The organism is Alteromonas sp. LOR (assembly GCF_000753865.1).
GTDB lineage: Bacteria > Pseudomonadota > Gammaproteobacteria > Enterobacterales > Alteromonadaceae > Alteromonas.
Genome location: NZ_JQFW01000014.1, coordinates 1 through 11,608, shown reverse-complemented (window position 1 = coordinate 11,608; position 11,608 = coordinate 1). Strand labels below are relative to the sequence as shown.

10 protein-coding genes are annotated in these 11,608 nt (G+C 42.3%); 4 read left to right on the top strand and 6 right to left on the bottom strand.

Annotated elements, in window-relative coordinates:
• Positions 1-21: 21 nt before the first annotated feature.
• Complete coding sequence (locus JV36_RS0104835; protein ID WP_081926529.1) at positions 22-930, bottom strand: TIGR03899 family protein; 909 nt, start codon at positions 928-930, stop codon at positions 22-24.
• A gap of 141 nt (positions 931-1,071) precedes the next feature.
• On the opposite strand from JV36_RS0104835, the gene JV36_RS0104830 reads away from it, so the two are divergent.
• A complete protein-coding gene (locus JV36_RS0104830; RefSeq protein ID WP_032095577.1) occupies positions 1,072-3,312 on the top strand; it encodes a bifunctional diguanylate cyclase/phosphodiesterase in 2,241 nt (746 codons plus the stop codon).
• A gap of 31 nt (positions 3,313-3,343) precedes the next feature.
• Here the strand turns inward: JV36_RS0104830 and JV36_RS0104825 are convergent, their stop codons facing one another.
• The gene (locus JV36_RS0104825) at positions 3,344-3,907 is read right to left on the bottom strand and encodes a uracil-DNA glycosylase family protein (protein WP_235207773.1); all 564 of its coding nucleotides are present in this window, start codon (positions 3,905-3,907) and stop codon (positions 3,344-3,346) included.
• Between the two features lie 124 nt (positions 3,908-4,031).
• On the opposite strand from JV36_RS0104825, the gene JV36_RS0104820 reads away from it, so the two are divergent.
• Positions 4,032-4,337 carry a hypothetical protein gene (locus JV36_RS0104820; protein WP_032095579.1) on the top strand — a complete coding sequence of 102 codons (306 nt, stop codon included), beginning with the start codon at positions 4,032-4,034 and terminating at the stop codon, positions 4,335-4,337.
• Between the two features lie 47 nt (positions 4,338-4,384).
• Here JV36_RS0104820 and sthA read toward each other — a convergent pair whose 3' ends face one another.
• Both sthA and JV36_RS0104810 read right to left on the bottom strand, forming a co-directional pair.
• Positions 4,385-5,800, bottom strand: coding sequence for a Si-specific NAD(P)(+) transhydrogenase (gene sthA / locus JV36_RS0104815; protein ID WP_032095580.1), 1,416 nt, complete (start codon positions 5,798-5,800; stop codon positions 4,385-4,387).
• A gap of 175 nt (positions 5,801-5,975) precedes the next feature.
• Positions 5,976-7,103 (bottom strand): acyl-CoA desaturase, encoded by a 1,128-nt coding sequence (locus JV36_RS0104810; RefSeq protein ID WP_032095581.1) that lies wholly within the window; start codon positions 7,101-7,103, stop codon positions 5,976-5,978.
• A 281-nt stretch (positions 7,104-7,384) separates the two neighbouring features.
• On the opposite strand from JV36_RS0104810, the gene fabR reads away from it, so the two are divergent.
• On the top strand, positions 7,385-7,978 hold the full coding sequence (gene fabR / locus JV36_RS0104805) for an HTH-type transcriptional repressor FabR (RefSeq protein ID WP_032095582.1): 594 nt from the start codon (positions 7,385-7,387) through the stop codon (positions 7,976-7,978).
• Between the two features lie 44 nt (positions 7,979-8,022).
• On the opposite strand, the gene trmA is transcribed toward fabR, so the two are convergent.
• A complete protein-coding gene (trmA, locus tag JV36_RS0104800) occupies positions 8,023-9,129 on the bottom strand; it encodes a tRNA (uridine(54)-C5)-methyltransferase TrmA (RefSeq protein WP_032095583.1) in 1,107 nt (368 codons plus the stop codon).
• 202 nt (positions 9,130-9,331) lie between these two features.
• Between trmA and JV36_RS0104795 the strand changes: the two genes are divergently transcribed.
• Complete coding sequence (locus tag JV36_RS0104795; RefSeq protein ID WP_032095584.1) at positions 9,332-10,654, top strand: DUF5610 domain-containing protein; 1,323 nt, start codon at positions 9,332-9,334, stop codon at positions 10,652-10,654.
• 63 nt (positions 10,655-10,717) lie between these two features.
• On the opposite strand, the gene JV36_RS0104790 is transcribed toward JV36_RS0104795, so the two are convergent.
• Positions 10,718-11,179, bottom strand: coding sequence for an RNA recognition motif domain-containing protein (locus JV36_RS0104790; RefSeq protein ID WP_032095585.1), 462 nt, complete (start codon positions 11,177-11,179; stop codon positions 10,718-10,720).
• Positions 11,180-11,608 lie beyond the last annotated feature (429 nt).

Below are 11,608 nucleotides of genomic sequence, written 5' to 3'. Positions count from 1 at the left end.
TCACTTGTGTGAGGCAAGCAGTCATGCAATGTTAAACACTTCAGTTAAAATCGCTTTTATATTTTGCATATAGAGCGGGTTTGTATTTTTCCCCACAAGCTTAAACAGCTCACTTCCAACGGGCGTAAACTTATAATAAACCAGCGCTACGCCTTGGGTTTTACACGTAAGTGAAAAGGTGTCGTTAACGCATCGCCACGATGTCTGCTGTCCTTCTCTGTACTCACCACTTTCAATTTCACTGGCATAAATCAGTTTCATCTCTTGAAGTGATAGCAAATCCGGATAGCTTAATCCCACACTCGCAAGGTTAATCTGTTCTGGCACAGGTTTTTTGAAAATTGAAAGCAGCCTTTTTCTCTTGTGATAACCCACTAAGATACGCGGCACAGAGTCATTATTTTGTTTACTCGCTACGTTAACCGCCTTGATAAACACTTTGGCATCGCGATGTGTAAGAGATTTCAGAGTTTGTAAGCTTCGCAGTGAAAAACTACCGGGCCTGGATACTTCAACAGCAAAAATTTTTCCCCATAGTTCTTGCATTGGCGCGCTATAAATTTCTTCAGCTAACGTGCTAAATGCAAAAAACCAATCTGGATCAAGGTTGTCGCTTGTTTGTTCGTTGATTGTTACATTTAGTGCTATATTGAGTATAGATTTTAAATTATTCGCTTTTTGTATCTGAAGTATTTTTTTACGCCGCTCGAGGGCATGTTCTTGTTTTTTCGGATCTAATGACAGCGCCGACGGGGTAATACCTACTCTAGAAAACCAAGACAGCATACGCTGCCTGCTCGCCTCAATTTCTGCATTTTTATTTGTAGAGTCTTTAGTGTGAGCCGCTGGATTAACGGGCTCCTCTTTACTACGCAGAGGCGGTGGCGTTTTCTTTACCTCTTGGGTTAGATGCTGTGGGTTAATTTTCATAAAAGTTGTGACAATTTCATTTGTAACAATGAGTAACAGGATGTCACTATTGCATTGCACATCGGTTTTATCAATGTAATCGTTAAGCTCGATACAGTTGTGCGCAGTTATGTTTTATTTAAATTGGGGAATTAAGCGGTTATGTCGGCAACGGATTACGAAAACGACGAACTTATCTTCTTAGATGACGATGCGACAGATATTGAGCTAAAGCTCGGGAAAGACTGGAATATTCTTATTGTTGATGACGATGAAGAAATTCACACGGTCACCCGTCTTGCGTTGTCTGATTTGACAGTCAACGATCGTAAGTTGAACTTCATTCACGCCCACTCAGCTAAAGAGGCGAAAGAGCGCCTCCATGACTATGGCAACACCATTGCCATTATTCTTCTCGACGTAGTGATGGAAACCGACGACGCGGGATTCGACGTAGTAAAGTACATTCGCGAAGAAATGGGCTTAAATGAGCCTCGTATTATTCTTAGAACCGGTCAGCCTGGCTTTGCTCCTGAAGAGCAGGTGATTAAGCTTTACGATATTAACGATTACAAAACCAAGACAGAGCTTACTAGGTCTAAACTACTTACAACGATCATCTCCTCAATTCGCTCTTATCAACAGATAATTACCATTAGCCAGAGTCGCATTGGTCTCGAAAAAATTATTGCCTCCTCGGCAAATTTGTTTGAAGAGCATTCTGTCAAAGCATTTTGTGAAGGCGTAGTTACGCAAATTAGTTCACTGATTGGACTTGAGTCAGAAGGGCTCTTGTGCGCGCGAGCGGGCTCCTTGCTTGACCTAGATGATGAAAATATTTATGTGCTTGGAGCGGCGGGAGAATATGCTGAATTTATCAATCAGCCTGTAAATACCATTCATAATGATGAAATTACAGAAAATGTGCATCGCTGCCTACGATTAAAACAACATATATTCGATATATCCTGTTCGGTTTTATACATAAGTAGAGCAGGCTTTGAGGCTGCTGTGTATATGCGCCAAACTCAGAGCATTAATGAATTAGATAAACATCTGCTTGAAGTGTTTTTATCAAGCATTTCCGTTGGATATGAAAACGTTAATTTATTTCACGAGCTTCGTAACGCCGCTTTCAGAGATTGGCTAACCCGTCTTCCCAATCGCAACCAATTTATCAACATGCTAGACAACCCAGGCAATATCGCTAGTAAAAATTGCTGCGTCGCGCTTGTTGATGTTAATCACTTCTCCGATGTTAATGATGGGCTAGGGCAGGAAGTCGGCAACGACTTACTTCGAGCTATTGCCGAAAGAATGCAGTCAACGTTACCCAGCACCACACGTCTTAGTAGATTAGCGGCCGATGTTTTTGGCCTAATTGGCCCAGAAAGTGACGTTTGCCCCGAAGTAATCAATGCCCTGTTCGATTCGTCTTTTGTGGTTGATGAGCATGTGCTGCCAGTCAAAGTAAAAGTGGGCCTGTGCAAAGTAGATAACGAGCGCAATATCGGCATCGATTTACTCAAGCGAGCCAATATCGCCTTAAACCGCGCAAAGAAAAAGCTTACCGATAATTTTGAATACTACGCCAAAGATATTGAAGACCAAACAACGTGGCGTCTAGACATGATTCGACGTTTGCGTAGCGATTTTGCAGCCCGAAAGCTAGAGTTATGGTTTCAACCGCAGGTAGATTTACTGACCGACAAAGTGGTTGGTATGGAGGGTTTACTGCGCTGGCCTGATGGAAACGGTGGTTATATATCACCAGCTGTTTTTGTGCCGCTAGCAGAGTATTCCGGGCTTATTGTTGATATTGGCGAGTGGGTTTTAGAAGAGTCGTGCCGACGACTCCAGCAGCTAAGAGAGCTTGGTCACGGACACCTGCGGGTAGCGGTAAATATCTCTATCCCGCAATTCAGAGACCGGTTTTTTGTTGATAAAGTCAAAAATGCGCTCACCGAGGCTGATTGCGATCCAAGTTTACTCGAGCTAGAAATCACCGAGAGCGTGGTTATGGATGAACCACAAATTGTCATCGATGCACTGCGCGTTTTAAAAGACTACGGAGTGAAAATAGCTATCGACGATTTTGGTACAGGCTTCTCCTCAATGAGTTACTTGCAGCAGCTCCCCTTAGACCGATTAAAAGTCGATCGTTCTTTTGTAAAAGATATCCAACCAGGCTCCGCTGCGGTGCTTGCAGAAACTATTGTGACTCTTGGAAACAAGCTAGGGTTGTTAACCATTGCAGAGGGTGTAGAAACTCGAGAGCAAGCAATCTATATGATTAAACTTGGTTGCGATGAAGCTCAAGGCTTTTTCTTTGCCAAGCCAATGCCGTTTGATCAGTTAGTTGAGTTACTAAAAAACACAAGGCTACCTAGAGACGAAACGTAAAGTCTGAAACCCATACAACAAAGATCGCGCCCTAGGCAATTAACGCAGCGACAGTCTTTTGCAAAGTGGGTACTGTTTGTGTTTCAAACCACGGGTTTTTCGCCAGCCAGCGATTGTTCCGTCCAGATGGGTGAGGCAGCGCTATAAAGTTCTCGTGCTCTGTTTTAATGGCTTCGGTAAGCGTTTTATATTTTGGTAAATAGTACTGCTGCGCGTAACGTCCTATTAAAATGGTGAGTTCGGGTTGTACGAATTTAAGCAGAGACTCATGCCAGGTTGGAGCACATATTTTCATAGGTGGCGCATCTGCGCCATTCTTATAACCTGGAAAACAGAAGCCCATAGGCATAATGGAAAACAGTTCTGGTTTGTAAAACGTTTCTTTATCCACGCCCAACCACTGTCGCAGGCGTGTACCGCTAGGGTCAATAAAAGGGATATAGTTTTTGTGAGCCGTTAACCCTGGCGCTTGACTAATAATAAGTACCTTTGTGCGTTCCGCTAAAGATAAAATTGGGCGTGGCGGATGAGATAGTTCACTGGCGCAGAGTGAACACGTTTTGGCTCGGTGTAGTAAGTGTGCAAATTCAGCCAATTTTTTCTCCAAATATTTCACTTTGTCATATTACTGTCACAAAGCTATGATGCAGATTGACTACTTCCCATAAATGGCGTATTCTTGTACTAACAGTACAATAATGTACTTAAGGAGAAAAGACATGCGTAAAGTAGTATTCAGTTTAGCCCTTTTAGCTTCATTTGGCATAGCGCATGCGGACTCTGGTAGTGACCAGCTTTTCGATTGTATGGACGCGAAAACGTTCGAAATGAATAACCAATGTATGGCCAACACAATTGGCAACAACATTAGTTTCCGTAATGCTCAACAAGAACTTGTTAATATCGCGAGCGAAAGCCAAGGCGATTATGCGATTGCCACTATGACATTCGATCAAGAAAAAATGCATATTGACATTGTTGCACACAAAGAGTCGCTAAACGCGCTTGCAGCAAACAGAAATTAAAATGAAGTGTTAATACGAGAAGCCGGCATTTGCCGGCTTTTTTTTGTCTAAAATATTCTGTTCAAACCATTGATAGCGGCAACTCTGTAAGCTTCTGCCATTGTGGGATAGTTAAAGGTGGTATTCACAAAGTAATCAATCGTGTTGCCTTCTCCTTTCTGCTGCATAATTGCCTGGCCGATATGCACAATCTCAGACGCACGCTCACCAAAACAATGAATTCCCAGTATCTCTTTAGTTTCACGATGGAACAGTATTTTCAAGCTACCGGTTTGGGTAGATGCAATCTGAGCTCGCGCTAGGTGCTTGAATTGAGCTCTCCCCACTTCATAGGGTACTTTCGCTGCAGTAAGCTCTTGCTCAGTTTTACCAACTGAACTAATTTCGGGAATGGTGTAGATACCTGATGGAATATCGGCCACCAATGAAGCATGAGTCTTACCAGCTAGCATTGCTTCAGCTGCAAAACGGCCTTGGTTATAAGCGGCAGATGCTAAACTAGGATACCCAATCACATCTCCAACAGCATAAACATTATCTACGTCGGTCTGGTAATTTTCATTCACTTTCAGCTGGCCTCTGCTGTCAGCTTTTAAACCGATATTCTCAAGCTTTAACGTGTCTGTGTTACCCGTTCTTCCGTTTGCAAATAGCAAACAGTCTGCCCTCATCCGTTTACCAGATTCTAAATTAAGAATGACAGAATCGTCTGTTGTCTCTACCGACGCATAGGTTTCGTTATGACGTATAAGTACACCGTTATTCCATAAGTGATAGCTCAGCGCATCTGATATTTCTGTATCGAGAAACGATAGCAGGCGATCGCGCATATTGACCAAGTCTACTTTCACACCCAGACCGCGAAAAATACTCGCGTATTCCGAACCAATAACACCTGCACCGTAAATGATAATAGATTTAGGATCGTGCTTAAGTGATAAAATGGTGTCTGAGTTGTACACACGAGGGTGATTGAAATCGATATCTTTAGGAGTGTAGGGGCGAGACCCCGTTGCTAATGCAAATTGTCCTGCCGTAACAATGTCTTTCGACCCGTCTTCGCGGGTTATCTGAAGCGTATGTGCATCGATAAAGCTGGCTTCGCCGTGAAATAAGGTAACGCGATTTCTGTCGTAAAACGACGACCTTAAACGGGTCTGGCTATTAACAACACCACTGGCGTGGCGCATGATTTCTGAAAACGTTAAGCTTCTGCTTAAATGATTGTCAGCAAAGAGGGGCGAACTGTTATATTCAATTAAACGACTTACCGAATGACGAAGCGCCTTAGATGGGATAGTTCCCCAATGTGTACACCCGCCTCCAACTGCCTCATAACGCTCAACAACCGCCACTTTTTTACCGGCTTTCGCTAGCTGCATCGCAACCCCTTCTCCGCCAGGGCCTGTGCCAATAACTATTGCGTCGTAATGATACGATGGAGTTTTTTGCTTTGCTGCCATGTTGTCTTCCTGTTTAAGTGTGAACGCGTAAGGATTGTATGAGCTGCTTTCATTGTATCTCACTCACACCTTACTACTACCTATACAAATAACTCTAGTAGTTAATAGCACATAAAAAAAACCACATGCAACGAATTACATGTGGTTTTTCATTTCAGTTGTAATGTATGGGTGGTTAAGCCATTTGCAAAGAGAGCGTTTGAAGCTGCAGCCACTTCTCTTTTTGAACTGCAAATGAATGCTTCAATTCTTTGTACTTATACGTAAGCTCTAAACCTTCGAGTGTGCGTTGAAAAGATTTCTGCTTCACTCGCATGATGCGCTTTTTCGTAGAGTAGTAATCGCTCATGCGTTGCATAAGTAGATCGTACTCCTGTTGAATGGTATTCATCATTTCATCGGCATTTGGAAGCATCGAGACTTTTTCGCTCGCTCGTTGAAGCTGCATTGCCGCCAGCGCCTTTTCTATGCGCTCTTCAGGAACCTTTCGTAGGTTCGTGGTTAAACCAACAAACGACAGCCCGCGAATTAGCCATTTTGTCGGATCGAATTGATACCAACGAATGCCGTTGCGATAGTCATATTCAAAGATATGGTGGTAATTGTGATACCCCTCACCAAAAGTGAAAAATGCTAGCAAACCATTGTCTCTTGCTGTGTTCTTATCGGTATAAGGCTGGTCGCCCCAGAAATGAGCAAGTGAATTGATGAAGAACGTCACGTGGTGAACAAGTACCAGTCGAAGCACGCCAGCAATTAGGATCATGCCCATTACATCGCCGTTCAACCAACCCAACAGACCAGTAATTCCGAAATTAGCCACTAATACTATGGGTAGGTAATAGTTATGTTGCCACATTACTACCTTGTCTTTCTGCAGGTCTTTGCAGTTGCCATAATCATCGTAACGATTAGATTGGTACTCGCGAAGCATCCAGCCAATATGAGCAAACCACAGACCTTTCTTTGCTGAGTATGGATCGTTGTCATTGTCGTCTACATGGCGATGATGGACTCGGTGATCTGAAGACCAATGTAATATGCTGTTTTGTAGCGCCATTGCACCGCCAATCGCTAAAATTACGCGTACTACAATGTTCGCATCGTATGTTTTGTGCGACCACAGGCGATGATAACCAGCAGTGATCGACATACCGGTAAAGTAAAATAAGAAGATAGCTGCGCTTATTTCGACCCAGTCTATTCCGCGATGCGCCACCCACAGTGGGGCACCAATGAATGCAATCGCACCGGATATAATAAATACCAGTACGTTCGTTAATATAAGAGGAGGTTTTTTCATTTTTGACTACTTGGCTTACAACTGTTCGCTAATTTATCGTTTTATGCATTCTCAGGCAAGTAAAACTAGGTTAAGTTCTGCTAACCTAGCTAAACTTTAATTATTATAGACCAGTTCGATTATTCTTAAACTTGATGACAATGTTAGGACACTATTATTACGTTGGCGTTCTGTATTTATGCTAAAACACTGACGTTAATGTAAAATGTAGTGCAAAGTTATGTTTCGTCTTAAAGCAGACAATGGGATAATCTGATAAGGAATAAAGAAGTGGTATTAACGTGAGCCGACAAGAGCAAAAATTAAAAACCCGTCAAAATATTATTCATGCAGCATTTTCTTTGCTTGATGAAAACAGAAGCTTATCAGCGATTAGTCTTCGAGAAGTAGCGCGAGAAGCGGGTATTGCACCTACTTCCTTTTATCGACACTTCAAAGATATGGACGAACTTGGTTTAACGTTGGTCGACGAGGCGGGTTTAGCACTAAGGCAATTAATGCGACAGGCCAGGCGACGAATTGCGTCTGGCGGTGGTGTTATTCACACATCCGTTGAAACCTTTATGGAGTTTATTGCGGCAAACACCAATGTATTTCGATTGTTATTGCGAGAGCACACGGGTACGTCGTCAGCTTATCGACTGGCCGTATTCAGAGAGATTCAGCATTTTATTGACGAGTTAACCGATTACATAATTGAAAAGCAAGGTGTTGAATATGCATCGGCGCATATACAAGCCGACGCGATGGTGAGACTTGTTTTTAGCGCAGGAGCAGAAGCCCTTGAGGCTGATGATAAGCTGCGCGGCGAAATTGGGGAGAAAGTAAAAACGCAATTGCGATTTGTTCAACTCGGAGCAACGATAAAAAGATAAGGCATTAACAGCGCGATTTCTATTAATACCTTACCTTCAACCCATTACTTTCTCGTTAGCAACACGCCAGCTTCAATATGGTGGGTAAATGGAAATTGGTCGAATAACGCAGTTTTAGCTACAGCATGAGTGGTGCACAATACCTGCAAATTATCGGCTAAGGTCTCAGGGTTACAGGATATATAAATAATATTGTCGTAATCTTGGATCATTTTTAATGAATCCTCGTCTAGCCCTGCACGAGGCGGATCGACTAACACGGTAGTAAAGTTATAATCGCTAAGTTCAATACCTTCCAAACGACTAAAAGTACGCTCGCCTCGCATGGCTTGAGTAAATTCTTCTGCCGCTAATCGTACTATTTTTACATTGTTTAAATGGTTTTGCTCAATATTGTATTGGGCTGCGTTTACCGAAGGCTTCGCTATCTCGGTACCAATCACATTATCGAAGTGGATGGCCAGAGGAATTGAAAAGTTACCTGCGCCACAGTACATTTCCAGCAGATCGCCAGTAAGCGGCTTAACGCAGTCCAGTGCCCATTCAATCATATCGCAATTCACTTTGGCATTGGGTTGGGTAAAACTATTCTCAATATGCTTAAACACAAATTCGCGGTTATTAATGGGCAGCTTTTCGATTACAAAGTCATTCCCAACAATAATCTTTTGTTTGCGGGCTCTACCAATAATACTGACTGCAGGAAAGAGCCTAGATAAGGTATCTTTAAGTTCATTTGCCTCGCGTTCCCACTCGCTGTCTAGCTGTCTGTGGTACAACAAACTTATGACTAATTCTCCTGACAGTGCAGACAGGTAATCGATTTGAAACAGCTTTCGACGCAGTGATTCACTCGGGCGCACTATGTCTAAAAGTGCCGCCATGGCTTTATTGATTGCCTCACAGGCAGGTTCAAACGTATCTACGCGATATTTTTCTTTTGTTTGCTGATCAAACATAATATGGAAAAGATCGTCACCATCGTGCCAAACCCTAAACTCGGCTCGCATTCTGTAATGCGTAGGTGATGAGGGAAATACTGACAATGATGGTGCATCAAATGCAGAAAGCAGCGAACCAAGACGAGCTACTTTTTCGTCGAGTTGTTCTTGGTACTGCAATAGGTTGGTATCTGACGTCTTATTTTCCATCAATTGTTCTCCATCAAAAGCTATGGGCTAACATCTACAAGAGAAGTCGTTTCAAATGTCACTTCTCACAAGGACGCGAATTGTAGAGGCTTCTATAATATGTGCAAACCTAAATGTTAAGCGTAGTAAAATATTCTGTATTAAAATTAAACAATATTGAGTTAGTGCCGATAAACTATATGAGGATAGTGAGGATCAAATTATGAACGTGGGTCAAATCAAGGCTTTTATGGGCGATCAGAAGGCCGATCAAAAGACAGCAGTTCATCCTAATGAGGCACTGAAAAAGCAGCTTCAGCAAGATGGATTGCAACAGGCTGCTGAACTAGCTAAGCAGCAGGCATCAACAGTTTCTGTCAACAGCACGCAAACGAGTATTGGGTTGCGGGTAGTCAGCGGTAGTCTTAGTCAAACTCTTGAGATTGATGGACAGAAGCCAAAAGAGCTGGCTGATAAGAAAGTAGAAGAAAAGAACAATAGCCTATTCGATTTCGAAAAAGTGGCTAAAAATGTAATGCGTTTTGTGGGCGGTGTTATTCGCGGTGCTGCTGACGGTGGTGCGAGTGATGAAAAGCTTAACGGTCTGTTTAGCCAAGCAAGAGAAGGCGTGAGCAGAGGCTTTGCAATGGCAGAAAAAGACTTAGCAGGCTTCATGAACGAAGAGCTTGAAAACGGGATCAGTAAAAGTCGTGAACTTATCGATACGGGTATAGACGATTTAGAAACCGATATATTCAATCGACAGGGTGTGGAGAACGGCAATGTAGCGCGTGTATCAACACTTGCCGCTGCGTCGGTATCTAACGAGCAGTCAGGACAATTGTCTATACGTACAAAAGACGGCGATGAAGTCACCTTTAGCTTTGAAAGCTTGCAGTCATTCCAAGCTAGTCAACAAACGTCGTTTCAAACCCAATCAATCAGTGATGGATCTGGTGATGGCGCAACAACAACTAGCGTGTCGGCACAGCAAACGACGGCATTTGAATATTATGAACGAAGTGGAATTAGCTTTTCCCTGAAGGGAGAATTAGATGAAGCTGAAATGAAGTCTATTGCCGATTTGGTGGGTCAAGTTCAAGACCTAGCAGATACGTTCTATAAAGGTGACGTTGACAAGGCCTTTGAAGAGGCATTGAGTTTAGGCTTCGACGATAAAGAATTAGTGGGTTACGCACTGCAGTTAAATAGGTCTACCCAAACTGACGTATTAAAGGCTTATGAAAATATACAGCATTATAACGAAGATAAGGATCAGCGTAGCCAGTATGGTAATGTAGTAAGCCCAGTATCTCAGTATTTAGAAAAGATGATGAATACGTTTGAGAATGCTGAAACTACCTTAGCGTCTAATGAAGATTACAATGCATTAATAGCAGGACTCATTAGTAATATGGAAGACGTTCAGGTACCAGACCTGATTAGTGCGATAAATAGATTCCACACATTTAATCAGACATTATTAGATGGATTGCCACAGGCAGATATCAATATTGATAGTAATGAGTCTTCTTCTAAGTCATAGGTAAAAACTGGTAGGTAAAAAGTAACAGATAAAAAAAGCCTGGTTTAAACCAGGCTTTTTTATTTAAGCGTGTTCGACTTTCTCTTTCGCCGGTCGCACTTTTAAGGTGCGTTCTTGGAAAGTGGAGTCGTTAGTTTTTTCAATAACAGAGTCTACATCTTTCGCTACTACTTCTATAAAGCCGTAACCTTTCCGTTTACCTGTTTTGCGATCTTTCATTAGGCGAACCGATTGAACTTCCGCATAGCTACTAAAATATTCTTTTACTGCGCTTTCATTTGCACGATACGGCAAGTTACCGACGTAAAGTGTTTCAACAGCATCTGAACTGATAGCATCGCCATCTGAAGAAGGTGAGCTTTGGATAAGTGAAGCTAGCCAAGGCGTAACGATCCCGCTGATCAGAAGTGCAGCGGAGACAGTCAATGGAACGTGAACGTCCAAACTCGCTGAAGAAAATAATAAATAACCTGCGATTGCAAAAATGGCACTAATAATAGTGCACTGAATAAAGCCTACTTTCATATAACTACCTTTCTATTGTTTTTTTGGGTTGAAGGCCGTTGCTAGTTTACTCATTTGTAACAAATTGAACAATAAAATGTGAAAAAACTAGTCTAAAGACGCATAAAACTAGCAGAAATGATGGAGAAATGAACGGTTAAGCTAATAATTTCATTAAACAGCAAAAAAACACCATTTAAGTGTTGATCTTTTAGTTCAGCTATTTATAATGCGCTCCACGTTTTGAGGTGGCTTCAAGCAACTTCAAACTGAAACGCAAAACCAAGTTTAAAAACAATTAAAAAGTTTAAAAACAAGGTTGACATCAAAAACAAACGATGTAAAATGCGCTTCCACTTCGAGAGAGGTGAATCACCAAGAAGCAACGGCTTACGGTGAGGTTGCACTAGCAACCACGTTCTTTAACAATTTAGACAAGACAATCTGTGT

Coding starts and splice junctions, on each gene's coding strand:
- JV36_RS0104835 (WP_081926529.1), bottom strand. CDS start 930: ATGAAAATTAACCCACAGCATCTAACCCAAGAGGTAAAGAAAACGCCA.
- JV36_RS0104830 (WP_032095577.1), top strand. CDS start 1,072: ATGTCGGCAACGGATTACGAAAACGACGAACTTATCTTCTTAGATGAC.
- JV36_RS0104820 (WP_032095579.1), top strand. CDS start 4,032: ATGCGTAAAGTAGTATTCAGTTTAGCCCTTTTAGCTTCATTTGGCATA.
- sthA (WP_032095580.1), bottom strand. CDS start 5,800: ATGGCAGCAAAGCAAAAAACTCCATCGTATCATTACGACGCAATAGTT.
- JV36_RS0104810 (WP_032095581.1), bottom strand. CDS start 7,103: ATGAAAAAACCTCCTCTTATATTAACGAACGTACTGGTATTTATTATA.
- trmA (WP_032095583.1), bottom strand. CDS start 9,129: ATGGAAAATAAGACGTCAGATACCAACCTATTGCAGTACCAAGAACAA.
- JV36_RS0104795 (WP_032095584.1), top strand. CDS start 9,332: ATGAACGTGGGTCAAATCAAGGCTTTTATGGGCGATCAGAAGGCCGAT.
- JV36_RS0104790 (WP_032095585.1), bottom strand. CDS start 11,179: ATGAAAGTAGGCTTTATTCAGTGCACTATTATTAGTGCCATTTTTGCA.